The sequence below is a fragment of the Streptacidiphilus monticola genome, assembly GCF_042658505.1.
Lineage (GTDB): Bacteria > Actinomycetota > Actinomycetes > Streptomycetales > Streptomycetaceae > Streptacidiphilus > Streptacidiphilus monticola.
In genome coordinates this window covers 103,086-128,611 of sequence record NZ_JBHSQJ010000019.1, presented here as the reverse complement: position 1 = coordinate 128,611, position 25,526 = coordinate 103,086, and the positions used below count along the sequence as shown (strand labels likewise).

Sequence of the window (25,526 nt, the reverse complement as noted above, 5' to 3'; positions counted from 1 at the left end):
CGTGGTGTGATCGCGTGGTCTGGTGGGACCTGGTGGACCGGGGTCCACAGACGGGAGGGGTACAACGGCGGCCGCCGCCGTACCCCTCACCAGGTCAATCGATCGGTGCCGACCGGTCCGTTCAGGACTGCTCGGACTCGACGGCCTTCTCGGTCTCGGCGGAAGCCTGGACCTCGGCGGGAGCCTCGGCCTCGTCGGCCTTCTTCTCGCCCTCGAGGATCTCGCGCTCCCAGTCGGCCAGCGGCTGGTCGGCGCCGGACTCCGGCTTGGCGTCGCCCTTGCCGGCGCCCGAGCGGGCGATCAGGCCCTCGGCGACGGCGTCGGCGATCACGCGGGTGAGCAGGGTGACCGAGCGGATGGCGTCGTCGTTGCCCGGGATCTTGTAGTCGACCTCGTCGGGGTCGCAGTTGGTGTCGAGGATCGCGACGACCGGGATGTTGAGCTTGCGAGCCTCGCCGACGGCGATGTGCTCCTTCTTGGTGTCGACGATCCACACGGCGGACGGGACACGCTGCATGTCCTTGATGCCGCCGAGGGTCTTGTCCAGCTTCTCGTACTCGCGCTGCAGGACGAGGAGCTCCTTCTTGGTGAGGCCGGAGCCGGCCACGTCCGTGAAGTCGATCTCGCTGAGCTCCTTGAGGCGCTGCAGACGCTTGTAGACGGTGCTGAAGTTGGTCAGCATGCCGCCGAGCCAGCGCTGGTTCACGTAGGGCATGCCCACGCGGGTGGCCTGCTCGGCGATGGCCTCCTGGGCCTGCTTCTTGGTGCCGACGAAGAGGACGCTGCCGCCGTGGGCGACGGTCTCCTTGACGAACTCGTAGGCGCGGTCGATGTAGTTCAGCGACTGCAGGAGGTCGATGATGTAGATGCCGTTGCGCTCGGTGAAGATGAAGCGCTTCATCTTCGGGTTCCAGCGACGGGTCTGGTGACCGAAGTGGACGCCGCTCTCCAGCAGCTCCCGCATCGTGACGACGGCCATGGCCGTTCTCCTCTTGTGCTTCTTCCGGTTGTCCGCCGTGACGGTGTCGCGGCGCCTGACGCCCGTGGCGCGCCGCGCCTGGACGGGCCCGGAGAGGGTCGATGACCTGGACCGGGAACCTGTCGGGAGGACCGATGCGGCACTGCTCCGGATGACCGGAGGCGGGCGTGCGAAGTCGACCCGGGCAGGCCGGGCCGCGGTAAGAGTGTACGGGACGCGCCGAGCGCCGGGCGACCTGCGGCCGGGCGTCACCCTCACTCGAAGGAGTGAGCTGGTTGTCCACAGCCGGTGCGCTGTCCACAGCCTGCCCCGGAGCGCGCCGGCGGCGCCCCGGGGAGGGGCAGAGTGCGGCACATGACGAAGCTTCCGCTGGTCCCGTGCTCCTCTCCGCACAGCCCGTCGCCGCTGCCGGACGCCCGGCGGGTGCTGCTGGTGCTGGGCCTGCTGCTGTGGTTGGCCATGGAGCTGATCGGACCCGCCCGGGCGCTGCCACCGCCTGCGGGAGCTCCGGGTGCGGGCGCTCCGGGTGCGGCACGTCCGGCGGCGGCTGCCGGGGTGCCGTGGGCGCCGGCGGGGCGGCGGCCGATGGCCGGCGCGGTGCTGCCGGTCCCGCGGGTGCCGGACGTGGTCGTCCAGCGCTTCGCGCCTCCGGCGCAGCGGTGGCTGGCCGGCCACCGGGGCGTCGACCTCGCCGCGGCTGCGGGCACGCAGGTGCGGGCGGCGAGGGCGGGAGTGGTCGGCTTCGCCGGGCTGGTCGGCGGGAAGCCGGTGGTCACCGTGGTCCACCCGGACTCCGGGGATCCGCCGCTGCGGACGACGTACGAGCCGGTGGCCGCGTCGGTGCGGAAGGGTGACGCGGTGTCAGCAGGGCAGCCGCTCGGCGTGGTCAGCGGCCGGGAAGCGCACTGCCCGCGTAGTTGCCTGCACTGGGGCCTGCTGCGCGGCCGCCACTACCTCGACCCGCTGGCCCTGCTCTCGGTCGGCCGGGCCAGGCTGCTGCCCCTGCTGCCGCTGACGCCCCGTCAGGCGGTGCTGCTGCCCGGCACCGCGCGGCTCGCTCCGGTGAGCGCGAAGGAGACGGCCGCCGCGATCACGGCTTCGTGGCCCTCGGCGGCCGGGGCGAGATCGAGTCGCCGGACGGCGGCATCGATCGTGCCCTGCAGCAGAGCGGCCGTCAGGCGGGGGTGCGGGTGGCCGAGTTGGGCGAGCGCGTCCACGACCAGATCGACCAGCGCGCCGTGGGCGGCCCGGATGCGCTCGCGCGCCTCGGGCTCCAGCTCCGCCGCGGAGAGCGCCACGACGGCACGGTGCCGCGCGTCCCCGGCCAGCCGCAGCTGGGCCCGCACATAGGCGGCGACCCGCTCCTGCGCGGTCCCTCCGGCGGCGACCTCGGCCTCCACGTCCCGCGCCCAGGCGGGGAAGTCCACCGCGCACAGGTCCTCGACCACGGCGGCGCGGGAGCGGTAGTACTCGTAGACCGAGGAGCGGGCGAGCCCGGTGCGGGCCGCCAGGTTGGGGAAGGTCAGCGCGTCCATCCCGCCCTGGGCGAGCAGTTCGCGCGCGGCGCCGAGGAGGGCTTCTCGCTGAAGCCTTCGATGCTCGGCGACGGTGGCGGCTCTGATCCTTGGCACGCCCAGCACCCTACGCCTCCCCCGCGCGCCCCCGGCGTCCCAGGGGCCCGCGCCAACAGGCCCGGCCCGGGCGCGGGGGGCGGGTGAGATGGGGGCAGGCGCGCCGGCCGGGCGAGGCGGGGGCAGGCGCGCGGGCGGGGCGAGGCGGGGCAGGCGCGCCGGCGGGGCGAGGCGGGGGCAGCGCACGGGCAGGGCGAGGCGGAGGCAAGCGGCGGGGCAGCGGTGAGCGGGCCCGGCGGGCGGTTCTCGGGTCAGCGGGCGTCGGAGAGCTTGGCGCGGAGTTGGAGCACGGCCTTGGTGTGGATCTGGCTCACCCGGCTCTCGGTCACCCCGAGCACGTGGCCGATCTCGGCGAGGGTGAGGCCCTCGTAGTAGTAGAGGCTCACCACGGTCTTCTCGCGGTCGGGCAGCGTGTTGATGGCGCGGGCCAGCAGCCGGCGCACCTCGCGGGACTCCGCGACCTGCTCCGGGTCGTCCGCGGCCGGGTCCACCAGGGTGTCGCCCAGGCTGCCCCCGCGCTCCCCGCTCTCGCCCGAGGCGTGCATCAACTCGTCCAGCGCCACGACGTTGGCGAGGGACAACTGGCTGAAGATGCCGTGCAGTTCCTCCAGCGCGATGCCCATCTCCGCGGCCACCTCGGGATCGTTCGGGGTGCGCCGCAGCGTCGTCTCCAGCGTGGCGTAGGCGCGCTCGACAGCGCGCGCCTTCTGCCGGACGGAGCGCGGAATCCAGTCCAGCGCCCGCAGTTCGTCGATGATCGCGCCGCGGATCCGGCTGATGGCGTAGGTCTCGAACTTGATCGCGCGGTCCGGGTCGAACTTCTCGATGGCGTCGATGAGTCCGAAGACGCCCGAGGAGACGAAGTCCGCCTGCTCGACGTTGGCGGGCAGGCCGACGCCCACGCGGCCCGCGACGTACTTGACCAGCGGGGAGTAGTGGAGGATCAACTGCTCGCGCAGCACCGGGTCGTTGGTGGTCTTGTAGGCGTGCCAGAGGTCGTCGACGGTGCGGATCCGCGCAGGCGCCGCCGTGGCCGCGGGCACAGGCGCCTCCGCCGCGGCGCGGGCCCCGGGGAGGCGTGCGCCGCGGGGATCATCCGCGGGGAAGGTGCCGAAGCTGGGCATGCGTGGTTTGAGCCGTTCTACTGAACCATTGGGCCATTCAACGGAACGGTTGTGAGCGTAGCGTGACGGAGTGCGTTCCGAGCGCTATGGAGTAGCGATCCGCTCCGGATTCAACCTCCAGTGCGCTCCTTCGCGCTCGACCATTCCGAGTGCGCACAATTCGTGGAGCCGGGCCAGCACGGCGGGGGCCGGCAGCGCCAGCCGCCGGACCAGGTGCTCCACCGGCGCGCCCCGCCGGTCCAGGGGCAGCGCCTCGATCACGCGGAGCGCCACCGGTCCGAGGATGTCCCGCGGCAGCGCGGGCAGCTGCGGAGCGGGGGCGAGATCCGTGCCCACACCGCCCACAAGTTCGACCACCTCTGCGGCAGAGGTGACCAGAACCGCCCCGGTGCGGATCAACTCGTGTACTCCGGACGACAGTTCGCTGACCACGGGCCCCGGGACGCCCATCACGTGCCGGTTCAGCTCGGCCGCCCAGCGCGCGGTGTTGAGCGACCCGCTGCGCCGGGCCGCCTCCACCACGACGGTGCCCCGGGTGAGCGCGGCGATCAGGCGGTTGCGCTGCAGGAACCGCGGCCGGTTGGGATGCGCGCCCAGCGGCAGCTCACTGACGACGAGGCCCAACTCGGCGATGCGCTTCAGCAGTTGCTCGTTGCTGCGCGGGTAGACCTGGTCGACCCCGCAGGCCAGCACGGAGACCGTCAGGCCACCCACCACGAGCGCGCCCCGGTGGGCTGCGGCGTCGATGCCGCTCGCCCCACCAGACACGACCGGCCGGCCCCGGTCGGCCAGCGCGGCGGACAGTTCGGCGGCGACGCGGGCACCGTACTCGGTACAGGCCCGCGCGCCCACGACGGCGACCGAGTGGAGCGCCGCCAGGCGCAGGGACGCCGCCCCACGGACCCACAGTCCGGTGGGACGGATCGGCCCGAGGTCGTCGAGCTGGCTCGGCCACTCGCCCGCGCCCGGGCAGATGAAGCGCGCACCGATCAGGGCGGCGTGCGCCAACTCGCGCGCGCCGTCCGGAGGTTCCAACCTCAGCCGCTGCCGCGCCGCGCAGAGCCGCGCCAGCGCGTCCACGGGCCCCTCGTCGACGATCAGTGCGCCTGCCTCCTCATCCCCTGGCTCCACGATCCGATTCAGCGCCGCCCACGCGACCCGCTCCTCCTCGTCCACGCTCTCGTCCTCCTTCGCTCGCTCACTTACAGGACCCGCTCCCCACCGGGCAGGGCGTGCGGGCGACGAGCACGTGCTCCCCGAGCCGCGCGGGCTGTCGGGCCGCCCCGGGACGGCGGCCCGCGGCGGGGCCCCCGACCGGCCGACCGACCCGGCCGGCCCGGCACATTGCCCCGGCACACCGGCCCGGCCGACCGAGTCGGCCCACCGGCCCGGGAGGGCGAGCCCCGCGCCCCTCGGGGCAGCTCCGCCGCCAGCGCGCCGCACACGACGCGGAGGAACGCCCCGGCCGGCTCACAGAACCCCCGGGCCCCTCGCGGCTGATGGCTAGCGCCGTGTCCGGATAGGTGCGCCGGGTTGCGGTTTTCCGGTGGTGGGGGCACCCCCGGCCGAAGGCTGGGGGAAGATCGCAAGACGGAGGGTGGCCCTCGTACTGGATGTACTTGGGCGCGCCCGACAACGCGGCGTGGGGGCACCCCCGGCCGAAGGCTGGGGAGTGCCCTGCCGGGCCCCGCAACCCGGTGGACCTATCCCGACACGGCACTTGGCCGCCAGGTGCTCCGCGACCGGACGCGGAGGACGCCGGCTACCGGCCCCTCCCTGTCCGTCACGCCCCCGCCACCCGCCCTGGCGAGGGCGTGGAGGGCGCCGCCCACCCGCCCGCGCCCACAGCGCACGGCACCCGCACCCCTCCCCTGCGGGGGCGGCCCACCCGTCCTGCCCAACGGGCCCGCACGCCCCCGCACCTCCCGGCGTGGCCGGGGTCAGTACTCCGGGTCGGGCATCGGGCCGCTGCGGGCGTGCGCGCTGCGGAAGCCGAGCGCCGTGCGCACGTGCGCCCGCGTAGGGGCGTCCGCGCCGGCGAGGTCGGCCGTGGTCCAGGCGACGCGCAGCACGCGGTCCAGTCCACGGGCCGTCAGGAAGCCCCGCTCCATCTCCCGTTCGGCGTCCTTCAGCGCGTCGGGCGCCACCCGCCACCGCGTGCGCAGCTCATGGCCGGGCACCTCGCCGTTCAGCCGCCAGGGCGTGTCCGCGTACCGGGCCGCGGCCCGCTCCCGGGCCTCCGCGACGCGGGCCGCCACCACCGCCGTGGACTCGGACGCGCCCGCGTGCGACAGCAGCTCGACCCGGGACACGGCCTCGACCTCCACCCGCAGGTCCACCCGGTCCAGCAGCGGGCCGGACAGCCGGCTCTGGTACCGGCTGACCATCGTCGGCGTGCACTCGCAGCCGCCGCCCGCCTGCGACCAGCGGCCGCAGGGGCAGGGGTTGGCCGCGAGCATCAGGGTGAACCGGGCCGGGAGGCGGAGCGAGCCCGCCGAGCGCGCCACGACCACCTCGCCCGACTCCAGCGGCTGGCGCAGCGCGTCGAGCACCCTTATCGGAAACTCGGGCGCCTCGTCCAGGAACAGAACGCCGCGGTGCGCCAGCGAGACCGCCCCGGGTCGGGGCAGGCCGCTGCCGCCGCCGACGATGGCAGGCATGGTCGTGGAGTGGTGCGGGGCGCAGTAGGGCGCGCGCTGCAAGAGCGGGCGCCCGGGAGGGAGCAGGCCGGCCACCGAGTGGATGGCGGTGACCTCCAGCGCCTCCTTCTGCGTCAGCGGCGGCAGCACCCCCGGCAGCCGTTCGGCCAGCATGGTCTTGCCGGCCCCTGGCGGCCCCTTCAGGTACAGGTGGTGGCCCCCGGCGGCGGCGATCTCGAGGGCCTTGCGGGCCGCCGACTGGCCTGCGACATCCGCGAGGTCACGGCGCATCAGATCCGCACCGCCGACTCCGATGCCCGGAAGGGCCAGCCCGGCCAGGGCCGGGTCGGGGTTGCCGCCGTAGAGCTCGGCCGGGTTCTCCGGCTCCTCGGGTGGCGGCTCGTCGCACAGCAGCGCGATCAACTGCCGCAGGCTGGACACCCCGAGGACCTTGATGCCGGGGACCAGCTCCGCCTCCGCCTGCTCCGAGGCCGGGACGACCACCGCCTCGTAGCCGGCCTCGGCCGCCGCGAGCACCGCGGGCAGGATGCCCCGCACCGGACGGACCCGGCCGTCCAGACCGAGCTCACCGACCATCAGCAGCCCCGCCACGGACGACGGATGCAGCCGCTCCGCCGAGGCCAGCACGGCGGCCGCGATGGCCAGGTCGAATCCGCTGCCGCTCTTGGGCACCGAGGCCGGGGACAGACCCACCGTCAGCTTCTTCTGCGGCCACTCCTCCCCGGAGTTGACCACGGCTGCCCGCACCCGGTCCCGGGCCTCGCTGAGCGCCTTGTCGGGCAGCCCGACGATCGTGAACGCGGACACGCCCCGCTCCAGATCCGCCTGCACCTCCACCACCACGCCGTCGACGCCGAGCAGCGCCACCGCCCCCGTCCGCGCGAAGGCCATCAGCCCACCGCCCCGCGCAGGTGCCGCACCCGGGCGGCGCCACGACGCCCGTGCACGACGCCGACGACGTCGATCCGCACGCCGCCCGGCGGTGGCGGCCCAGTCCAGCGCTCCGCCAGCCAGCGGTGCGCCAGCTCCCGCAGCCGGTCCGCCTTGACGGCGTCCACCGCCTCCTCCGGGGCCTGCGCCCCGTGCTCGCTGCGGGTCTTCACCTCGCAGACGGCCAGCGTGTCCCCGTCCAGGCAGACGACGTCCAGCTCCCCGGAGCGGCAGCGCCAGTTGCGGTCCAGAACGGTCAGCCCGGCCGCCTCCAGCCACCGGACAGCGGCCTGTTCCCCGTACCGGCCGAGAGCCTGCGTGCGTGCGGTCATCGCGGTCACCTCCGCGACGCACTCTGCTCCGTGCCCGGCTGACGGGCCATCAGCTCCCTTGTTCCGTGGACGAGTCCGGGGATGTGGAAAACCCGCCCACCCTCACGGGTGAGCGGGCACGTACCGAGGTTGACGCGGCAGCCGAAGGAAGACCCGCCGACGATGCGCCCGGTCAGCGGCCGAAGGCGTTGTCCCCCGGCAGCTCCAGGTCGCTCTTGGCCAGCTCCTCCACGTTGACGTCCTTGAAGGTCAGTACCCGTACCTTCTTCACGAAGCGGGCCGGCCGGTACATGTCCCAGACCCAGGCGTCGGCCATGCTGACCTCGAAGAAAACCTCGCCCTGCAGCGAGTGCACGTTCAGCTCGTAGTCGTTGGTCAGGTAGAAGCGCCGCTCCGTCTCGATGACGTACTTGAACAGCCCGACGACGTCCCGATACTCCCGGTAGAGCTTGAGCTCCATCTCGGTCTCGTACTTCTCGAGATCCTCGGCACTCATACCCCGCGTCCCCTCAGCTGTGCGTACGTCCCACCATTGTGGCCCACGGGCGGGGCCGCGAGAGCCGGACCGGCCGCGTCGGCGGGCCGTGCCGCAGCACCTGGTCCAGCAGCGCCCCCAGTCCGCCGGGGTAGACGGTCTCCTCGGTGGCCAGCAGGTCCCGCACCGTCCACCAGCGCAGTTCGTCCGTGCTGCGCAGTTCCAGCTCGGTCTGGCCGGAGGCGTCCGTCTCCGTGGTCGGCGTCCAGGCCAGGAAGAACCACTCGTCCTGGTCGTAGTGGCGGCCGTCGAAGGAGAAGGCCGAGGACCGGCGGGCGACCAGCGGACCGATCCGGACCTCGCGGATCCCCGTCTCCTCGGCGATCTCGCGCAGCGCCGCGTCCTGCAGTTCCTCGCCCTCCTCGACGCCGCCGCCCGGGGTGAACCACCACTGGCGTCCGGGTTCCTGAGGGTCGAAGCCGTGGAGCAGCAGGATGCGGTCCGCCGGGTCGAGCAGCAGCACCCGGGCCGCCCGCCGGCGCCTGACCGTCATGAACGCCCTGCCGTCCGCCTCATGCCTGCGCGCTCCTCCGCTTCGCGATCCGTCCTCCGACCGTACCCAGCAGGGCTGTGAGCAACACCAGCGCACCGCCGCCGACACAGGCGACGGCCGCCGGGCCAAGCAGGCCGTGCGAGGTGGCGTCGCGGCCCGCGAGGGAGTCGAAGACGGCCGTCCGGGAGATGGTGCCGAGGCTGCCCAGCGGCAGCACCCGGCCCTCGACCCGGCCCTTGATGTCGGAGACGGGCACCGTGCCGCCGAGCTGGTCCAGGTGGACCCGGGAGTCCTCGGAGATCTCGCGGTTGTCGCCCATCAGGAAGACCCGGCCCGCCGGAACGGTCACCTTGAACTGGGAGACCGCCGCAGAGGTGAGGCTCTCCCGCCCGTTCGCGGCCTCCAGGTAGGTCTCGTCCAGCGGCTTGCCGTTGACGGTCACCCGGCCGTGCGCGTCGCAGCAGGCCACGGTGTCTCCGCCGACCCCGATGATCCGCTTGACCATCGGGCTGCTCCCCCACTGCGGGTCGGCGAAGACCACCACGTCACCGCGGCCCAGCCCGGCCCCGGAGACCCGGTCGGCGAGCACGGTGTCACCGGCCCGCACCGTGGGCTCCATCGAGCCCGTGGGCACCGAGTAGGGACGGTACTGCAGCGCGATCAGCAGGAAGCCGCCGACCAGGCCGACGACACCCGCCGCATACCCGACCGCCTGGAGGAATCCGCCCAGCGTGGGCCTGCGCGCTGCCATCCGCCTGCTCCTGTCACCGCCGTCCCGGGCCCGGAACGGCCACGGACGCCCTGCGTCCGCGCAGAGCGTCCGTGCAGATTACCCGCCGGTACCGTGTGCCTGGCAAGAGCCGTCCCGCGGTCCCGGACCGCTACTTCCGGCGTCGCCGCCGCACCACCAGGGTCAGCGGGACCGCGCCCAGCAGGGCGGCCGCCGCCGGGGCGTTGACCAGCAGGCCGGCGGCCGACTGGGTGCCGATGCCGGACTGGGAGAACGTCGACGGGATCGGCAGCGTCTTCCAGTTGGAGATCGGCCAGGCCACCACGATCGCGCGGCCCACCACGTACTTGTCCGCGACCGCGCCGCCGCCCGGCTCGTCCATGTGGTAGCGGGAGTCCAGCGAGTCGTTGCGGTGGTCGCCCATCACCCAGATCGAGTCCGCGGGCACCTTGAGCGGGCCGAAGTTGCGGTCGCCGCAGGGGGTGGCCCCGGGGTAGATGTAGGGCTCGACGAGGGCCTTGCCGTTGACGTAGACCGGGCCGTTGCCCTTGCAGCTGATGGTGTCCCCGCCGACTGCGATGACCCGCTTGATCAGGTCCTTCTCGTTGGCCGACGGCATCAGGCCGATCCAGCTCAGCACGTCCTGCACGCCGCGGACGAAGCCGTTGCTGCTCTGCGTCTGGGTGGTCTCGCCGGCCAGCCAGTTGCCCGGGTCGTGGAAGACGACGACCTCGCCGCGCGAGGGCTTGGAGCCGAAGTGCGGGGTCAGCTTGTCCACCAGCACCCGGTCGCCCACCTGCAGCGTGTTCTCCATCGAGCCGGAGGGGATGGAGAAGGCCTGCACCAGGAAGGTCTTGATCACCAGCGCCAGCACCAGGGCGATGACGATCAGGATCGGCAACTCCTTCCAGAAGGAGCGCGGCTTCTTCTCCTTCTTCCTCGGAGCGCGGGGCCCTCCCTCCGGGGCGGTCTCCGCCTCCGAGCCGATGTCGTTGTGCGAGTCGTCCACGCCGTCCTCGAGGGGATCCGCTACCGGGGGTGGGCTCTGATCGCGTGCGGCCTTGCCGCGCCCTGTGTCGTCCACGGGCTCCACGGTACGGCCGCCCGCACCCTCGGGCTCACCAGCCCCGGAGCGGGCACCGAACACCAGGTCCCCCACGTCGCCTCCTCGTCCACCGCGGGCGCCGCGCGCCCACGTCCATCTCTACCACCCGACGGGACCGTGATCCGTCATCAACAGGGCGGATGGCGCCGGGATTTCCGGCGCAGCCGGCTCCTCGGCACAGTCGCAGCCACACCCATAACGAGCGGGAGTTCCGAAGGAACCGGCTCCGTGCCCGCCGCGGGGGAAAATTGACGAACACTTTGCTGGGCGGCCCCACGGCCGGAGCCCGCCGCGGACCCCGGCCCGGCCCTCGCGACAACTCCCGCCGCCGACACCGACAGGGCCGGGTCCGAGTGCAGCGCGCGCCACCGCCCGACGGGCCAGACCACCGCGACCGCCCGACCCACGACATCGCTCTCGGGGACGAATCCCTGACTCGCCTCGCGCATGTGGAAGCGCGAGTCGGCCGAGACGTCCCGGTGGTCGCCCATCACCCACAGCTTCCCGGCCGGGACCGTGACCTTGAAGGCGATCAGCGAGGGCTTCTCCCCCGGGTACACGTAACTCTCGTCCAGTGGACGGTCGTTGACGGTGACTCGGCCCTGCGTGTCGCAGCAGGCCACGGTGTCCCCGGGCAGGCCGATGACGCGCTTGATCAGGTCCCGGTCCGAGGGCAGCAGCCCGAGGAAGGTGAAGGTGCGCTTGACGGCGGCCAGCACCGGGCCGTCCTTGGGCAGCGCGTCGTCCTTGAGCCAGTTGTCCGGGTCCTTGAAGACGACGACGTCCCCGCGCTGCGGCTGCCAGCCGAACCAGGGCGAGAGCTTGTCGACGGCGACCCGGTCGCCGGTCATGATCGTCTGCTCCATCGAACTCGACGGGATGGAGAAGACCTGCACCAGGAAGGTCTGCAGCAGCAGCGTGATGCCCAGCGCGACCACGACGACCAGCGGCACCTCACGGGCCAGCGAGCGGCGTCGGCGCTGCTTGGCGCGCTTGGCGGTGCGGCGGCGCTCCGCGCGCCCGCGCGCGGCCCGGTCCCCGGACGGCACTTCGGCGACAGGGGCGTGGCGGGGCCTACCCCTGGTGCCCATGCGTGCCGCCCTTCCCCCCGAGTCCGGACTCCAGCGCCGCGAACGCGGCCGGGCGGTCCACCGACCGCCAGTGTCCGACGGGAAGGATCACCCAGTCCACCCGGCCGACCACCTTGGACACCGGCACCATGCCGCCGCCGGGATCGCCCAGGTGGTCACGGGAGTCCTTGGAGACCGCGCGGTGGTCGCCCAGCACGAACAGCTTCCCCGGCGGTACCACCGCGTCGAAGCCGAAGTCGGACGGCTTCTCCCCGGAATAGAGGTAGGAGCTCTCGTCGAGCGCCACGCCGTTCACCGTGATCCGGCCGCTCGCGTCGCAGCAGACCACGCGGTCGCCGCCGACGCCGACGACGCGCTTCACGAAATCCTCGGCGGCGCCGTCCTCCTTGAAGGATCCGAGCCCGTCGAAGACGACCACGTCCCCCCGCCGCGGCGCGCCGCCGAACGCGTAGGCGAGCCGGTTCACCAGCACCCGGTCACCCGTCTTCAGCAGCGGCTCCATCGAGTCGCTCGGAATGCCGAACGGCTGCACGACGAATCGGTTCACCAGGACCAGCACCAGGCCGCAGACCACCACGAGCACCGCCAGGTCCCGCGCCCAGCGGGGCAGCCGCCCGCGGACAGCAGAGGACCGCGACGGCTGCTGCCCGTCTCCGGGTGAGCCGTCGCGGTCCTCGTGCACGTGCTGGGTTTCCATCGCCGCGCCAGCCTAGGCCATCAGCCTGGGAGGGCGGTCCGGAGACCTCAGTTCTCGCGCTTCTCCTTGATCTTCGCAGCCTTGCCGCGCAGGTCACGGAGGTAGTACAGCTTGGCGCGACGCACCGAGCCGCGGGTCACGACCTCGATCTTCTCGACGATCGGGGTGTGCACCGGGAAGGTGCGCTCGACACCGACGTTGAAGCTGACCTTGCGGACCGTGAAGGTCTCGCGCACGCCGGAGCCCTGGCGACGGATGACGACGCCCTTGAACTGCTGGATGCGGGAGCGGTTGCCCTCGATGACGCGAACGTGGACGTTCACGGTGTCGCCGGGGCGGAACGCCGGGACGTCGCTGCGCAGCGACTGGGCGTCGATGACATCGAGCAGGTTGCTCATGGTGTCTCCATCACAGGCGCCACAGGCCACCCGCGGAATTCGTGATCAATACGGACGCTGTGTGTCCTCCGGTTCCCGGGGTCTCCCCTGTGGCAGAGACGCCGGTCCTGGACCGGCCGGGGACAGGCAGCAATCGCCTATTCTTCCACAGCCTCGCTGCTCGGCAGAAATCGCCCGGCCCGCTCGTCCCACCACACGCCGAGGTCGGCCAGTGCCTTCAGGTCGTGCTTGTCCATGTCCTCGCGGCGCCACCGGGCCACCAGGTCGGGGCGGTTCCGCAGGGTGCGCGCGAAGGCCTGCTCGCGCCGCCAGCGGGCGATCTTCTGGTGGTTCCCGCTCAGCAGGACGTCCGGCACCTCGCGCCCGCGCCACTCGGCGGGCTTGGTGTAGACGGGACCCTCCAGCAGGTCGGCCATCCGGCCCGGCGCGAAGGAGTCGTCCTGGTGCGACTCGGCGTTGCCGAGCACGCCCGGCAGCAGCCGGGCCACCGCCTCGACGATCACCAGGACCGCGACCTCGCCGCCGGCCAGCACGTAGTCGCCGATGGACACCTCGATGACGGGCATCCGCTCTGCGGCGTCCTCGATCACCCGGCGGTCGATGCCCTCGTAACGGGCCGGCGCGAAGGCCAGCCAGGGCTCGGCGGCGAGCTGCTGCGCGAGTTCCTGGGTGAACGGCCGTCCGCTGGGTGTCGGCACGACCAGCGTCGGCACGCCGCCGTCACCGGAGGCGACGACCGCGTCCAGGGCCTCGGCCCACGGCTGCGGCTTCATCACCATGCCGGGCCCGCCGCCGTACGGGGTGTCGTCCACGGTGCGGTGCACGTCGTGCGTGAACTCGCGCAACTCGTGGACGCGGACGTCGAGTTGACCGCGCTGCCGGGCCTTGCCGACCAGCGAGAGGTCCAGCGGCGCCAGGTACTCGGGGAAGATCGAGACGACGTCGATCCGCATCAGGACGCGTCCTCGCGGCTGCTGGCGACCTCCGCCTCGTCCGGGTCGATCAGCCCGGGCGGCGGGGTGATCACCACGCGCTGCTCGGCCAGGTCGATCTCGGGCACGATCTCGGTGACGAAGGGGACCAGCACCTCCTTGCCGTCCGGCCGCTCGACGGTGAGCAGGTCCTGGTACGGCAGGTGGACCACCTCGGTCAGCTCGCCCACACGGGTGCCGTCCCGCAGGAAGACGTCGAGCCCGATCAGCTGGTGGTCGTAGTACTCGTCCGGGTCCTCGGGCGTCTCGTCGGGGTCGACCTCGGCGATCAGCATGACGTTGCGCAGCGCCTCGGCGGCGTTGCGGTCGTGGACGCCCTCGAACCGGAGCAGCAGGCGGCCGCTGTGGACCCGCCCGGACTGCACGGTGAGCGGACCGGCCGAGGCGGGGTCGGTGAGCAGGACCGCCCCGGGGCCGAGCCGCAGCTCGGGCTCGTCGGTGCGCACCTCGACGGAGACGTCCCCCTTGATCCCGTGAGCCCGCCCGATTCGGCCGACTACCAGCTGCACAGCTGAACCTTTCTCAGAAACCGAAAGTTGCACACCCTCAGGGGCGCGAGGGTCCCTCACCCTTAGGGCGGGAGGCGCCCCCACCGCGAGCGACCCACCAGTGGGGGAGGCCCGTCCCCGATCGACAGGCCGGACCTTCGGGAGCGACGGGTCGCTCAGCAAGCTCCCCGCGCCCCCTGAGGGCCGACTGCAACGAAAGGGCCGGTGGGGACGTCGTCCCACACCGGCCCTTCGAGGCTTGCCTCGTCAGCGGACGCCGTCCACGTCGACCAGGTCGACGCGGACACTACGGCCACCGAGCGCGGTCACCACGGTGCGCAGGGCACGCGCGGTCCGGCCACCACGGCCGATGACCTTGCCGAGGTCCTCGGGGTGCACCCGCACCTCGAGGATCCGGCCCCGGCGCAGCTCGCGCGAGCGGACCTGGACGTCGTCCGGGTTCTCGACGATGCCCTTCACCAGGTGCTCGAGGGCTTCCTCAAGCATGCTCAGGCCTCGGCGGAAGCGTCGGACTCGGCCGCGTCAGTGTCCTCGGAGGCCTTCTTGTCGGACTTCTTGGCCTTCGGCGTGATGGCGACGCCGGTGGTCTCGTCCTCGAAGCCGGCGACGGCCTTGGCGAAGAGGTGCGAGAAGTCCTGGGTCTTCGGCTCAGCGGTCTTCAGCGGAGCCGGGGCCTCGAGGCCCTTGAACTTCTGCCAGTCGCCGGTGAGCTTCAGGATGGCGAGCACGGCCTCGGTCGGCTGGGCGCCGACGCCGAGCCAGTACTGGGCACGCTCGGAGTCGACCTCGATGACCGAGGGCTCGTAGGTCGGCTGGTAGATGCCGATCTCCTCGATCGCACGGCCGTCGCGCTTCGTGCGCGAGTCGGCGACGACGATGCGGTAGTGCGGGGAGCGGATCTTGCCCAGACGCTTCAGCTTGATCTTGACTGCCACGGGAGTGGTTTCTCCTGGATTTGACGTGGGTGAGCAGCCACACGACCACGTGGGGTGCGGGCTGCCGGCTGCTCGACGGACACGTCAGCCGGAGGAGAGAGGGGTCCTGCTCGGCTGCCGAGTACTCAGCTGTCCATTCTGCCATAGTCCGGCTGTGGGTCCGGACACGGCGGTGGACAACGGACATCCCCCAGGCGGCCGCTCCTCGTCAGCCGCGGTCGCCGGCCTCCGCGATGCGGAACGGCTGGCCGCAGGCGCCGCAGACGATGGCGGCCTGGGCCAGGACGGACGGCACCACGCGGACGTTGCGGCCGCAGTCGCAGACGGCCTTGACGCGGACGCCGCCGCCGGAGGAGCCGTGGCGGGTGGCCGGGCCCCGGAAGCTGCGGGCACGGTCGCCCGCCGAGCTCGTGGCGTCGGCGTGGGCGCTGACCGCGCGCTCCAGGCGCTCGATCGTGTCGGCATACCGCTCACGCGTGTCCGGACGCATGGTGACCAGCGAGAAGCCGCTGCTCGGATGCGGGTCGGCGTGGTGGTCCAGGCCGAGCTCGTCGGCCAGGGCCAGGAAGCGGCGGTTGTGGTAGCGGCCGGCCCGGGAGGTGTCCCGGATGCCGCGGGCGGCGGCGAGGCCGTGCGCGGCCTCGTGCAGCAGCCGTTCGAACCCGAGCTCCGTGCCGCAGGCCGAGGAGGACTCCCCGATCAGCGACTCCGGGGCCGCGAGGTTCGGCAGGTCAGGATGGAAACGCTGGATGTCGCCCCAGGCGGACGCCAGCTCGGCGGCAAGTACCAGTGGCTGAGTTGGTTGTGTCGTGCTCACGCAACGCAAACGACACAGCTCGGCCCCTTGTTCCTGGTCCGACGTGTGGATTGGAAGCTTTACCAAACGGAAATCAACGGGGCCCCCCGGAACCACCCCAAGTCGGACCAGGAACACCCAAAACTGCCAAGGGAGTTGAGTGGCCCAACGCGACTGGTCCCCCGGCTCCTGCGGAGCCGGGGGACCAGAGGAACTACGCAGCGCGGCGGAGACAGGTCTCAACCACGCGAGCGGGCGCGCTCAGTAGGCGCGCGCAACGATCGCGATGTTGCCGGGCTGGTCGTCCGTCTCCGGCACCGAGCCGTCCTCGGCGACGATGCAGCGGACGGTGACGCCGTGCTCGCCGAGCTTGGCCTCGCCCTCCGGGCCCAGGTCGGCCCAGGAGATCCGGCCCCAGCCGGTGGCGGCCGCCTCGACGGCCTCGTCGATGGACTTCACGTCGACCGTGCGGGACTCGCGGCGCTCGCGGGACTGCTGCAGCAGCAGCGCCTGGTCCTGCTCCAGGAGCTGCGGGACCACGGCGGCCAGCGAGTCGGCCGCGACCGGCTCCTTGCCGCCCGCGATCCGGCGGACCAGCATCGCGGTGCCGTTCTCCAGGTCGCGCGGGCCGACCTCGATGCGCACCGGGACGCCCTTGAGCTCCCAGTCCACCGCGCGGCGGCCGAAGGGGGTGTCCGTCCGGTCGTCCACGACCACGCGGACCCCGGCGGCCTCCAGCGCCGCGCCGATCTCGCGGACCTTGGCCAGCACCGCGTCGTCGCCCTTGATCGCCAGGACCACGGCCTGCACCGCGGCCAGGCGCGGCGGGACGCGCAGGCCGTTGTCGTCGCCGTGGGTCATGATCAGGCCGCCGACCATGCGGGTGGAGCTGCCCCAGGACGTCTGCCAGACGTACTCGCGCTCGGCCTCGCCCTTGAGGTAGGTCGTGTTGAACGCCTTGGCGAAGTTCTGGCCCAGTTCGTGGCTGGTGCCCATCTGCAGCGCCTTGCCGTCGCCCATCATGCCCTCAAGGGTGAGGGTGTTGATCGCGCCGGCGAAGCGCTCCTTGGCGGTCTTGCGGCCGAGCACGGTGTCCACGGCCAGGACGTTGGTCATGAAGTCGCCGTAGACGTCCTTGTGGATCATCGCCGCGTAGTCGCGGGCCTCCTCGTAGGTGGCGTGGGCGGTGTGGCCCTCCTGCCAGAGGAACTCGGTGGTGCGCAGGAAGACGCGCGGCCGCAGCTCCCAACGGACCACGTTGGCCCACTGGTTGATGAGCAGCGGCAGGTCGCGGTGGCTCTGCACCCACTTGGAGAAGTACTCGTTGATGATCGTCTCGGACGTGGGCCGGACCACGACCGGCTCCTCCAGGTCCTTGCCGCCGCCGTGGGTGACCACCGCGAGCTCGGGGGCAAAGCCCTCGACGTGCTCGGCCTCACGGGTCAGGTAGGACTGCGGGATGAACATGGGGAAGTAGGCGTTCGACGCGCCCGCCTTCTTGATCCGCGCATCCATCTCCTGCTGCATCCGCTCCCACAGGCCGTAGCCGTACGGTCGGATGACCATGGTGCCGCGCACCGGACCGTTGTCGGCCAGCTCGGCCTTGGAGATCAGATCCTGGTACCAGCGCGGGAAGTCGTCCGCCTGGGGGGTGAGAACGGGAGCCTTTGCCATGGCCCGAATGGTACGGGGAAGAGGCGGGTGACCCGTAATCAGTAAAGGCTGGGCCCGAGCACTGGACGACGGGCCGAGTCGGGAGTTGTCTGGAGTCCTGCACAGGCTCACCCTCGCTAGGAGCCGCCATGACCCCTTCCTTGCAGTTGCCCGCCGCCGTCTCCGGGGACCGCACCCGGGCGCAGCAGCGGGCACGCGATTGGGCCGAGATCCAGGAGCGGATGCTGGTCCCCCTGTACGAGGCCGTCCACGCCCGGCTCGAAGTCGGTCCCGCCACCAGCGTGTTGGGCCTGGGCTGCGGTTCCGGGCTGTCCCTGCTGCTGGCCGCGGCGCGCGGCGCGCAGGTGGTCGGCCTGGAGCCGGTCCCGGAGCGCCGTGAGCTGGCCGAGGCCCGCGGCCTGCCGATGCTCGCCGCGCGGGACGCTTCGGCGCACGCGATCGTCACCGTTCTCGACGGCCTCGCCGCCTCTCCGGACCCGCTCGCGCTCGCCCAGTCGGCGGCACGGCTGACGGCCCGTGGCGGGCATGTGGTGCTGGCGACCTGGGGCCCGCGCGAACGCTGCGAGAGTGCGCCCGTGCTTGCGCTCGCGCGCCGGCTTGCGGATCCCCTGCTGCGCCAACTGCCGGACGCCTTCGCGCTCAGCGCGCCGGGGGCGCTCGAGCGGGTGGTGCTGGGCGCAGGCCTGCGCCCGGACGGGGGCGGCCTGGTGCCCTGTCCGTTCGCGTACCCGGACCTGGACAGCGCGGTCCGCGGCTTCCTCGCCTCCGGCTGGTTCGACGCCGCCCTGGCCTTCTCAGGCGAGAAGCAGCTCCGCAAGGAGCTGACGGAGGCTCTGTTCCCGTACCTGCGGGAGGACGGGACGCTGCGGATGCGCAACGTCTTCCGCTACGCGATCGGACAGAAGTTGCACTGAGCTCCTGGGGGCGCGAGGAATCCCCCGTCCTGCGGGCGGGGGAGGTGCCCTCAGCGCGACCAGCCCACCACTCGGGGAGGTCCGACCCGCTCAAGGGGACGAACCTCCCCGAGTGGTGTTGCTCGCGCTGGGGCACCTCCCGACCGCAAGGTGGGGATTCCTCGCGCCCCCGGGGGACTACGGCGTGCGTGGGACGCCGGCGACCTTGTAGGCGAGTTCCTCGTCCAGCGTCTCGTGCTCCATCAGTGCCTCGACCAGGGCGTCCAGCCTCTCGCGGTTCTCCGCGAGCTTGCGGCAGGCCTCCGCGTAGCACTCGGCGACGATGCGCCGGGCCTCGCCGTCCACCGCGTCCAGCGTCGCGGGGGCGGCCGCCAGGCCGTACGGGCTCTGGCCGTCGCCCGGGATCGCCGTCAGCCGGCCGACCCGCTCGCTCATGCCCCACCGACCGGCCATGCCCCGGGCGATGTTGGAGACCTGCTCCAGATCGCTCTCCGCGCCGGTCGTGATCTCCCCGTAGACCACCTGCTCCGCGGCCATGCCGCCGAGCGCGCCGATGATCCGGCCGCGCAGGTACTCCTCGGTGTAGGAGTAGCGGTCGGTCTCCGGGGTGGACAGCGTGACGCCCAGCGCCCGCCCGCGCGGCACGATGGTGATCTTCCGGACCGGGTCGGCGCCAGGCTGGAGCATGCCCAGCAGCGCGTGCCCGGACTCGTGGTACGCCGTCTTCCGCCGGTCCGCGTCCGGGATGACCACCGAGCGCTCCGCGCCCAGCTGCACCTTCTCCAGTGCGTCGGAGAAGTCCCGTGCGTCCAGCGCCTGCTGATTCCGTTTCACGGCGAGCAGCGCGGCCTCGTTGGCGAGGTTGGCGAGGTCCGCGCCGGTCATCCCCGGGGTGCTCTTCGCCACCTGGTGCAGGTCGACGTTGTCCGCCAGCGGCTTGTCGCGGGTGTGGATCTGCAGGATCTGCTCGCGGCCGGTCCGGTCCGGCGGGCTGACCTGCACCGTGCGGTCGAAGCGGCCGGGCCGCAGCAGCGCCGGATCGAGCACGTCGGCCCGGTTCGTCGCGGCGAGGACGACGACGCCCTCCGAGCCCGAGAAACCGTCCATCTCGGTGAGGATCTGATTGAGCGTCTGCTCCCGCTCGTCGTGCCCGCCCATCCCGGAGCCGCTGCCGCGGGCGCGGCCGATGGTGTCGATCTCGTCGATGAAGATGATCGACGGCGCCATCTTCCGCGCCTCGGTGAACAGTTCACGCACCCGGGAGGCGCCGACGCCGACGATCATCTCGATGAACTCGGAGGCCGAGGCCGAGAAGAAGGGCACGTCCGCCTCGCCCGCGACCGCCCGGGCCAGCAGCGTCTTCCCGGTACCGGGCGGCCCGGCCAGCAGCACGCCGCGCGGCATCTTGGCGCCCAGCCTGCGGTAGCGCTCGGGGTTCTTCAGGAAGTCGACGATCTCGGTCAGCTCCGCCTTGACCTCGTCGATGCCCGCCACGTCCGCGAACGTGGTCCGGTTGGCGGCCAGTTCGGGCTGGACGGGCTTGGGCGCGGCGCGGCGCAGGCCGCCCATGGCCGCGCCGCCCATCCGTCTCGCGATCAGCAGCCAGAGCCCGATCAGCAGCAGCATCGGCGCCAGCGACAGCAGCAGGTTGGACAGGAAGCTGCGCTCCTGCACGACGGGTTCGGCGTCGACCACCACGCCCTGCTTGGTCAGCGTGGACCACAGGCTGTCGTCGGCGAAGGTGGGCCGCTGGGTGGTGAAGTGCGTGTAGCTGCCCTTGCCGTTGTTCGGCTTGGGCTGGGCCTCCTTGAGCTTGCCCTGGATGGTGTCGCCCTTGGCGTAGATCTCGGAGACGTGCCCGGCGTTGAGCTGGTTGGTGAACTCGGTGTAGGTGATGCTGGTGCTGCCCCCGCCGCCGCCGAAGAAGTTGAGCACCAGGTTGGCCAGCAGGAAGACCACCAGGGCCGTGAGCACCAACCGCAGCCAGCCGCCGCGCGGCGGCGTGGGGGTGCCGCCGCCGGGCCGCTTCTGCGGCGGTGTCGGCGGCGCCCCTTCCGACCGCCAGGGCTTGTCGGTACTGTCGCGGGGCGGCTGAGGACTCGTCACACTCGCGACAATACGGACATAAGAGCTGACGGTCCACCAGATCCCCGCGGACAGGTGATCACTGCGGGGGCAGCCCCGGCCACTCCTCCACGGTCAGCGCGAAGCGCTCGTGGTCGCGCCAGGCGTTGTCCAGGAACAGCATCCGCGGCGAGAAGCCCTCGTGCCGGAAGCCGAGCCGCTCGACCATCGCCAGCGACCGCTTGTTCTCCGGGCGGACGTTGATCTCCAGCCGGTGCAGCCCCAGACCGCCGCGCTCGCGGGCCCGGAAGCAGGTGTCCACCACCAGCTGCAGTCCCTCGGTCATCCGGCCGGTGCCCGCGTAGGGCACGTAGGAGGTGTAGCCCAGGGCGCCGTTGCAGAACCGGCCGCGGACGATGTTGGCGACGTTGCAGGACCCCACCAGTCCGCCGTCCTCCCGGTCGAGGATCAGGAAGGTGCGCAGCGTCTCCCCCTGACGGTGCACCAGGTCCGGAAGCCCCTCCGGCTCGTAGGGGTTCCACTCCCCGATGTGCTCTCGGGACCGGGTCACGGCCGCCCGGTAGAGGTCGGCATCGGAATGACGGGGGGCACGGATCTCCACACGCATGGCGTGGAGGCTACCGCGCCCCCGTTCCCCGGGTGAGGGGATATCCGCTCGCCTCGAGCTCAGAACAGGTCCTTGAACTCCTTCGGGAGTTCGAAGTCGCTCGGACCGCCCTGCCCCGCGCCGAGGCCGAACGCGCCGCCCGGCTGCACCTGCTGCTGGCCGTCCGTCTTGCGCTGCTGCGCCTGGGCCTGCTGCTGGGCGCGCTTGAGCGGGTTGCCGGACTGCCGCTTGCCCTTGGCCGCCTTCTGCTGCTTGGGCTTGCGGGCCGCGCCGCCGCCCATGCCCGGCAGACCCGGCATCCCCGGAATACCCCGGCCGCCGGCCATCGCCGACATCATCTTGCGGGCCTCGAAGAACCGGGTGACCAGGTTACTGACCTCGGAGACGTGCACGCCGGAACCCTTGGCGATACGCGCGCGACGGGACCCGTTGATGATCTTCGGGTCCTGGCGCTCGGCCGGGGTCATCGACTTGATGATCGCGCCGACCCGGGCCACGTCCCGGTCGTCGATGCTGTTGATCTGGTCCCGCATCTGCTGCATGCCCGGGAGCATGCCGAGCAGCTTCGAGATCGAACCCATCTTGGAGACCTGCTCCAGCTGGGCCAGGAAGTCGTCGAGGCCGAACTCCTTGCCGCCCTTGCTGGCCAGCTTGGACGCGACCTTGGCGGCCTCCTCCTGGGAGAAGGTCTTCTCGGCCTGCTCGATCAGCGACAGCACATCGCCCATGCCCAGGATGCGCGAGGCCATCCGGTCCGGGTGGAAGGCGTCGAAGTCGTCGAGCTTCTCGCCGTTGGAGGCGAACATGATCTGACGGCCGGTCACGTGCGCCACGGACAGCGCGGCACCACCTCGGGCGTCGCCGTCCAGCTTGGACAGCACGACGCCGGTGAAGTCGACGCCCTCGAGGAAGGCCTGCGCGGTGGTGACCGCGTCCTGGCCGATCATCGCGTCGACGACGAAGAGGACCTCGTCCGGCTCGACCGCGGCGCGGATGTCCGCGGCCTGCTGCATCATCTCGGCGTCGATGCCCAGCCGGCCGGCAGTGTCGACGATCACGACGTCGTAGAGCTTGGACTTGGCGAACTCGATGGAGTCCTTGGCGACCTTGACCGGGTCGCCCACGCCGTTGCCCGGCTCGGGGGCGAAGATCGCGACGCCGGCGCGCTCGGCCATCACGCCGAGCTGGGTCACCGCGTTGGGGCGCTGGAGGTCGCAGGCGACCAGCAGCGGGGTGTGCTTCTGGTCCTTCAGCCACTTGGCGAGCTTGCCCGCGAGGGTGGTCTTACCGGCACCCTGCAGACCGGCCAGCATGATGACGGTCGGGCCGTTCTTGGCGAAGCGCAGGCGGCGCGTCTCGCCACCGAGGATGCTGATCAGCTCCTCGTTGACGATCTTGATGACCTGCTGGGCCGGGTTCAGCGCGGCGGAGACCTCCGCGCCGAGCGCCCGCTCCTTGACGCGCGAGATGAACGCACGCACCGCGGGAAGGGCGACGTCCGCCTCCAGCAGGGCGATGCGGATCTCCCGCGTGGTGGCGTCGATGTCCGCCTCGGAGAGGCGGCCCTTGCCCCGGAGGTTCTTGAACGTCGCTGCGAGGCGGTCGGAAAGGGTGTCGAACACGTCGGTCGCGGGTCCTCGTGGCTCGGGGGCGGGTAAGTTGGTCGCCCTCCAGGGTATCCGCACCACTTCACTGCGAAGGAACCCGTGTCTTGCTGAGCACGTCGGACGGCCTCACCCTGCGCCCCTGGCGCGAGGGCGACGCCCCTGCGGTGGTGGCGGCGTTCGCGGCCCCGCTGATGGAACGCCAGGCGCGCGGCCCGATCCGCACCGAGGAGGACGCGCTCGCGTGGATCGCGCAGTGGGCGCCGCTCGCCGAGGCGGACGCGGCGTACGCCTTCGCGGTGACGGACGGGGAGGGTGCCGCCGTGGGCCACGTCTGCGTCAGCGCGGTGGACCGGCGGCACGACACCGGGTGGGTGTCCTACTGGACGTCGTCCGCCGCCCGGGGCCGCGGCGTCGCCTCCCGGGCGACCCGAGCCCTGGCCGACTGGGCGCTCACCGAACTCGGCCTCCATCGCCTGGAGTTGGGCCACCGGACGGACAACCCGGCCTCCTGCGGAGTGGCCTTGGCGGCCGGCTTCCAGATCGAGGGCCTGGAACGCGCCAAGCTCAAGTACGACGGCCGACGCTTCGACGTCGAACTCCACGCCCGCCTGGCAGCCCCGTAGGGGGCGCGAGATGCCCCAGCGCACGCCCAGCCATGCACCCCCAGGGGCGCGACGCCCTCGGCGCCCGCAAGCCATGCACCCCCTCGGGGGCGCGAGGAACTGCACGAGCAACACACCACCCGGGGAGGTTCGTCCCGCAGATGGGCCCGGACCTCCCCGGGTGGTGGGCTGGTCGCGCGGTTCCTCGCGCCCCTGACGGGGCTGGGCGTGTCGAAGGGGCCACTCCCTGTCACGGGGAGAAGCATGACGCCATGTCACTCGTCGCATCGCTCATCTACCGCCGACGCAGCCGGGTCTGGGGCCGCGTCGTTCAGGAGTTGCTCGCCCTCTACGGCGTCGAAGTCCCCGCCGCCGTCGAGGTCGGACCGGGACTCACCGTGTTCCACCGGGGCTTCGGGCTGGTCATGCACCCCTACACGACTCTCGGCCGGGACGTCGTCCTCTACAACGGAGTGACCATCGGACGCGCCGATCCCTGGGTGCCCCAGGAGCGCAGCCCGATGGAGCGGGTGGTCATCGAGGACGGTGCGGTCATCTGCGCGGGTGCGCGCATCCTCTGCAAGCGGGGCGTGCTCACCGTCGGCCGCGGGACGATCGTCGGGGCCAACGCCGTGCTCACCCAGTCGACCGGCCCCGACGAGATCTGGGCCGGCGTCCCCGCCCGGCGGGTCGGCACCCGCACGGCCGTGCCGCCTCAGGACAGCAGCGCCCGCTCCAGCGACCGCGCCACCTCGGAGGCACGGGCGTCGTCCAAGGGGCGGCCCTCCGGGTCGGTGAGGTAGAAGGCGTCGACCGCGTCCGCGCCCAGGGTCGAGATCCTGGCCGTGCGCACCCGCACGCCGGTGCCCTCCAGTGCCCGACCGATCCGGTGCAGCAGTCCGGGGGCGTCGTGCGCGCGGACCTCCAGCACCGTCGCCGAGGCCGAACTCCCGCGCGCCACCGTCACCCTGGGCGGCGGAGCGGCGACCCCGCGGCGTCGCGGCGCGCCCGCGTCGCGCTCCGCGAGGCGGCGGGTGACGTCGAGGCCGCCGTCGAGGGCGCGGCGGATGTCGGCCCGCAGCCGGGCCGCCTCGGGCACCTCGCCGAACTCCGCGGCGACCTTCCAGGTGAGCACCAGGACCGGACCGGCCCCGATCGGGTCGAGCTCGCGGATGGACGCCGAACGGACCGTCAGGCGGTGCAGGGCCAGCACCCCGGCCACCACGGGCAGCACGCCGGGCCGGTCCGGCAGTGCCAACGTCAGCTCCACACCCATGGGTTCGGCCTCACCCGCCGTCTCCAGCTCCGCCTCGGCGCGGACGGACAGCGCGGGGCCCACCGTCCTGGCCGCCTCGACGGCCAACCGCTCCTCCTCCGCCGTGGGCTCGGGGCCGGTGTCCGGCGGCACGGCCGTGCCGGCCAGCACGGCGGCGGCGCGGCGCACCAACTCGCCCACCAGCGTGGCCCGCCAGCTGCTCCACGCGGCCGGGCCGGTGGCCAGCGCGTCCGCCTCGGTGAGCGCGTGCAGCAGTTCCAGGGTGCCGACGGTCCCCACCGCCTCGGTGACGGTCGCCACCGTCGCCGGGTCGTCCAGGTCGCGGCGCGTCGCCGTCTCGACCAGCAGCAGGTGGTGCCGGACCAGCAGGGAGAGGGTCTCGACATCCGCCTTGGGGAATCCGATCCGCGCGGCCACGTCCCGGGTGATCACCTCGCCCGCCTCGCTGTGGTCGCCCGGCCAGCCCTTGCCGATGTCGTGCAGCAGGGCGGCCACCAACAGCAGGTCGGGCCGGGCGACGCGCCGGGTGAGGGCCGCGGCCTGCACGGCCGTCTCGACCAGGTGGCGGTCCACGGTCCAGCGGTGCACGGCGTTGCGCTGCGGCCGGAAGCGCACCCGCTCCCAGTCCGGCAGCAGCCGTTCCACCAGGCCCTCGGCCTCCAGCGCCTCCCAGACGGGGACGGCACTCTCGCCCGCGCCGAGCAGGGTGACCAGCTGTTCCCGGGCCTCGTCCGGCCACGGCACGGGCAGCGGACGGGCCTCCTGGGCTAGCCGTTTGACGGTGCTGGGGGCGAGCGGCAGGTCCGCCTGGGCGGCGGCTGCCG

The 25,526-nt window shown here is 72.5% G+C and carries 26 protein-coding genes and 1 pseudogene (1 of these 27 only partly in view); 4 read left to right on the top strand and 23 right to left on the bottom strand.

What is annotated here, in order from left to right; all coding sequences use genetic code 11:
• Positions 1–121: 121 nt before the first annotated feature.
• Complete coding sequence (rpsB, locus tag ACFP3V_RS06380) at positions 122–979, bottom strand: 30S ribosomal protein S2 (protein WP_380580640.1); 858 nt, start codon at positions 977–979, stop codon at positions 122–124.
• Positions 980–1,333: 354 nt separating this feature from the next.
• Between rpsB and ACFP3V_RS06375 the strand changes: the two are divergent.
• A pseudogene (locus ACFP3V_RS06375) lies at positions 1,334–1,930 on the top strand (peptidoglycan DD-metalloendopeptidase family protein); the annotation flags it as partial.
• A 71-nt stretch (positions 1,931–2,001) separates the two neighbouring features.
• Here the strand turns inward: ACFP3V_RS06375 and ACFP3V_RS06370 are convergent.
• From ACFP3V_RS06370 to proS, 18 genes are all read right to left on the bottom strand, one after another.
• Positions 2,002–2,610 carry a TetR/AcrR family transcriptional regulator gene (locus tag ACFP3V_RS06370; RefSeq protein ID WP_380580638.1) on the bottom strand — a complete coding sequence of 203 codons (609 nt, stop codon included), beginning with the start codon at positions 2,608–2,610 and terminating at the stop codon, positions 2,002–2,004.
• Positions 2,611–2,861: 251 nt separating this feature from the next.
• Entirely contained in the window at positions 2,862–3,734 is an 873-nt protein-coding gene (whiG, locus tag ACFP3V_RS06365; protein WP_380580636.1) for an RNA polymerase sigma factor WhiG, read from the bottom strand.
• An 84-nt stretch (positions 3,735–3,818) separates the two neighbouring features.
• On the bottom strand, positions 3,819–4,910 hold the full coding sequence (dprA, locus tag ACFP3V_RS06360; protein WP_380580634.1) for a DNA-processing protein DprA: 1,092 nt from the start codon (positions 4,908–4,910) through the stop codon (positions 3,819–3,821).
• Between the two features lie 764 nt (positions 4,911–5,674).
• Positions 5,675–7,285: a YifB family Mg chelatase-like AAA ATPase gene (locus ACFP3V_RS06355; protein WP_380580632.1), complete on the bottom strand. Its 1,611-nt coding sequence runs from the start codon at positions 7,283–7,285 to the stop codon at positions 5,675–5,677.
• Entirely contained in the window at positions 7,285–7,656 is a 372-nt protein-coding gene (locus ACFP3V_RS06350; protein ID WP_380580630.1) for a YraN family protein, read from the bottom strand. Before ACFP3V_RS06350 ends, ACFP3V_RS06355 begins: the two co-directional genes overlap by 1 nt.
• A 172-nt stretch (positions 7,657–7,828) precedes the next feature.
• Positions 7,829–8,152 (bottom strand): DUF2469 domain-containing protein, encoded by a 324-nt coding sequence (locus ACFP3V_RS06345; protein ID WP_380580628.1) that lies wholly within the window; start codon positions 8,150–8,152, stop codon positions 7,829–7,831.
• A 13-nt stretch (positions 8,153–8,165) separates the two neighbouring features.
• On the bottom strand, positions 8,166–8,684 hold the full coding sequence (locus ACFP3V_RS06340) for an NUDIX hydrolase (protein WP_380580626.1): 519 nt from the start codon (positions 8,682–8,684) through the stop codon (positions 8,166–8,168).
• Positions 8,685–8,703: 19 nt separating this feature from the next.
• Positions 8,704–9,435 carry a signal peptidase I gene (lepB, locus tag ACFP3V_RS06335; protein ID WP_380580624.1) on the bottom strand — a complete coding sequence of 244 codons (732 nt, stop codon included), beginning with the start codon at positions 9,433–9,435 and terminating at the stop codon, positions 8,704–8,706.
• 130 nt (positions 9,436–9,565) lie between these two features.
• Positions 9,566–10,573: a signal peptidase I gene (lepB, locus tag ACFP3V_RS06330; RefSeq protein WP_380580622.1), complete on the bottom strand. Its 1,008-nt coding sequence runs from the start codon at positions 10,571–10,573 to the stop codon at positions 9,566–9,568.
• Between the two features lie 74 nt (positions 10,574–10,647).
• A complete protein-coding gene (gene lepB, locus ACFP3V_RS06325) occupies positions 10,648–11,610 on the bottom strand; it encodes a signal peptidase I (RefSeq protein ID WP_380580620.1) in 963 nt (320 codons plus the stop codon).
• A complete protein-coding gene (gene lepB / locus ACFP3V_RS06320) occupies positions 11,594–12,307 on the bottom strand; it encodes a signal peptidase I (RefSeq protein ID WP_380580618.1) in 714 nt (237 codons plus the stop codon). Before lepB (ACFP3V_RS06320) ends, lepB (ACFP3V_RS06325) begins: the two co-directional genes overlap by 17 nt.
• A 47-nt stretch (positions 12,308–12,354) precedes the next feature.
• Complete coding sequence (gene rplS / locus ACFP3V_RS06315) at positions 12,355–12,705, bottom strand: 50S ribosomal protein L19 (RefSeq protein ID WP_380580616.1); 351 nt, start codon at positions 12,703–12,705, stop codon at positions 12,355–12,357.
• Positions 12,706–12,842: 137 nt separating this feature from the next.
• Positions 12,843–13,658 carry a tRNA (guanosine(37)-N1)-methyltransferase TrmD gene (trmD, locus tag ACFP3V_RS06310; RefSeq protein WP_380580614.1) on the bottom strand — a complete coding sequence of 272 codons (816 nt, stop codon included), beginning with the start codon at positions 13,656–13,658 and terminating at the stop codon, positions 12,843–12,845.
• Entirely contained in the window at positions 13,658–14,206 is a 549-nt protein-coding gene (gene rimM, locus ACFP3V_RS06305; protein WP_380580612.1) for a ribosome maturation factor RimM, read from the bottom strand. Before rimM ends, trmD begins: the two co-directional genes overlap by 1 nt.
• 246 nt (positions 14,207–14,452) lie before the next feature.
• Positions 14,453–14,692 (bottom strand): RNA-binding protein, encoded by a 240-nt coding sequence (locus ACFP3V_RS06300; RefSeq protein ID WP_380580610.1) that lies wholly within the window; start codon positions 14,690–14,692, stop codon positions 14,453–14,455.
• A 2-nt stretch (positions 14,693–14,694) separates the two neighbouring features.
• Entirely contained in the window at positions 14,695–15,141 is a 447-nt protein-coding gene (gene rpsP / locus ACFP3V_RS06295; RefSeq protein WP_380580608.1) for a 30S ribosomal protein S16, read from the bottom strand.
• Between the two features lie 208 nt (positions 15,142–15,349).
• Positions 15,350–15,958 carry a hypothetical protein gene (locus ACFP3V_RS06290; protein WP_380580606.1) on the bottom strand — a complete coding sequence of 203 codons (609 nt, stop codon included), beginning with the start codon at positions 15,956–15,958 and terminating at the stop codon, positions 15,350–15,352.
• A 240-nt stretch (positions 15,959–16,198) separates the two neighbouring features.
• A complete protein-coding gene (proS, locus tag ACFP3V_RS06285; RefSeq protein WP_380580604.1) occupies positions 16,199–17,611 on the bottom strand; it encodes a proline--tRNA ligase in 1,413 nt (470 codons plus the stop codon).
• A 128-nt stretch (positions 17,612–17,739) separates the two neighbouring features.
• On the opposite strand from proS, the gene ACFP3V_RS06280 reads away from it, so the two are divergent.
• Entirely contained in the window at positions 17,740–18,525 is a 786-nt protein-coding gene (locus tag ACFP3V_RS06280; RefSeq protein WP_380580601.1) for a class I SAM-dependent methyltransferase, read from the top strand.
• A gap of 177 nt (positions 18,526–18,702) precedes the next feature.
• On the opposite strand, the gene ftsH is transcribed toward ACFP3V_RS06280, so the two are convergent.
• Genes ftsH through ffh form a run of 3 tightly spaced genes read right to left on the bottom strand, consistent with a single transcriptional unit; the run spans position 18,703 to position 22,839 of the window.
• Complete coding sequence (gene ftsH / locus ACFP3V_RS06275; protein ID WP_380580599.1) at positions 18,703–20,631, bottom strand: ATP-dependent zinc metalloprotease FtsH; 1,929 nt, start codon at positions 20,629–20,631, stop codon at positions 18,703–18,705.
• A gap of 58 nt (positions 20,632–20,689) precedes the next feature.
• Positions 20,690–21,217 (bottom strand): GNAT family N-acetyltransferase, encoded by a 528-nt coding sequence (locus tag ACFP3V_RS06270; RefSeq protein WP_380580597.1) that lies wholly within the window; start codon positions 21,215–21,217, stop codon positions 20,690–20,692.
• Between the two features lie 59 nt (positions 21,218–21,276).
• A complete protein-coding gene (ffh, locus tag ACFP3V_RS06265) occupies positions 21,277–22,839 on the bottom strand; it encodes a signal recognition particle protein (RefSeq protein ID WP_380580595.1) in 1,563 nt (520 codons plus the stop codon).
• A 92-nt stretch (positions 22,840–22,931) separates the two neighbouring features.
• Between ffh and ACFP3V_RS06260 the strand changes: the two genes are divergently transcribed.
• Together ACFP3V_RS06260 and ACFP3V_RS06255 are read left to right on the top strand one after the other, a co-directional pair.
• A complete protein-coding gene (locus ACFP3V_RS06260; RefSeq protein ID WP_380580674.1) occupies positions 22,932–23,447 on the top strand; it encodes a GNAT family N-acetyltransferase in 516 nt (171 codons plus the stop codon).
• Between the two features lie 251 nt (positions 23,448–23,698).
• Entirely contained in the window at positions 23,699–24,229 is a 531-nt protein-coding gene (locus ACFP3V_RS06255; protein ID WP_380580593.1) for a serine O-acetyltransferase, read from the top strand.
• Here ACFP3V_RS06255 and ACFP3V_RS06250 read toward each other — a convergent pair.
• A protein-coding gene (locus ACFP3V_RS06250) for a [protein-PII] uridylyltransferase (RefSeq protein ID WP_380580591.1) crosses the window boundary here: on the bottom strand, positions 24,142–25,526 show its 3' portion. The gene runs 1,048 nt beyond the window's last position; the window shows 1,385 of its 2,433 coding nt (coding positions 1,049–2,433); the start codon falls outside the window, past its right edge; the stop codon is at positions 24,142–24,144. The genes ACFP3V_RS06255 and ACFP3V_RS06250 overlap by 88 nt on opposite strands.

Bases quoted from the DNA above. Each gene is read 5' to 3' on its own strand.
- rpsB (WP_380580640.1), bottom strand. From the start codon at position 979: ATGGCCGTCGTCACGATGCGGGAGCTGCTGGAGAGCGGCGTCCACTTC.
- whiG (WP_380580636.1), bottom strand. From the start codon at position 3,734: ATGCCCAGCTTCGGCACCTTCCCCGCGGATGATCCCCGCGGCGCACGC.
- ACFP3V_RS06355 (WP_380580632.1), bottom strand. From the start codon at position 7,285: ATGGCCTTCGCGCGGACGGGGGCGGTGGCGCTGCTCGGCGTCGACGGC.
- ACFP3V_RS06350 (WP_380580630.1), bottom strand. From the start codon at position 7,656: ATGACCGCACGCACGCAGGCTCTCGGCCGGTACGGGGAACAGGCCGCT.
- ACFP3V_RS06345 (WP_380580628.1), bottom strand. From the start codon at position 8,152: ATGAGTGCCGAGGATCTCGAGAAGTACGAGACCGAGATGGAGCTCAAG.
- ACFP3V_RS06340 (WP_380580626.1), bottom strand. From the start codon at position 8,684: ATGACGGTCAGGCGCCGGCGGGCGGCCCGGGTGCTGCTGCTCGACCCG.
- lepB (WP_380580624.1), bottom strand. From the start codon at position 9,435: ATGGCAGCGCGCAGGCCCACGCTGGGCGGATTCCTCCAGGCGGTCGGG.
- lepB (WP_380580620.1), bottom strand. From the start codon at position 11,610: ATGGGCACCAGGGGTAGGCCCCGCCACGCCCCTGTCGCCGAAGTGCCG.
- lepB (WP_380580618.1), bottom strand. From the start codon at position 12,307: ATGGAAACCCAGCACGTGCACGAGGACCGCGACGGCTCACCCGGAGAC.
- rplS (WP_380580616.1), bottom strand. From the start codon at position 12,705: ATGAGCAACCTGCTCGATGTCATCGACGCCCAGTCGCTGCGCAGCGAC.
- trmD (WP_380580614.1), bottom strand. From the start codon at position 13,658: ATGCGGATCGACGTCGTCTCGATCTTCCCCGAGTACCTGGCGCCGCTG.
- ACFP3V_RS06300 (WP_380580610.1), bottom strand. From the start codon at position 14,692: ATGCTTGAGGAAGCCCTCGAGCACCTGGTGAAGGGCATCGTCGAGAAC.
- proS (WP_380580604.1), bottom strand. From the start codon at position 17,611: ATGGCAAAGGCTCCCGTTCTCACCCCCCAGGCGGACGACTTCCCGCGC.
- ACFP3V_RS06280 (WP_380580601.1), top strand. From the start codon at position 17,740: ATGACCCCTTCCTTGCAGTTGCCCGCCGCCGTCTCCGGGGACCGCACC.
- ACFP3V_RS06270 (WP_380580597.1), bottom strand. From the start codon at position 21,217: ATGCGTGTGGAGATCCGTGCCCCCCGTCATTCCGATGCCGACCTCTAC.
- ACFP3V_RS06255 (WP_380580593.1), top strand. From the start codon at position 23,699: ATGTCACTCGTCGCATCGCTCATCTACCGCCGACGCAGCCGGGTCTGG.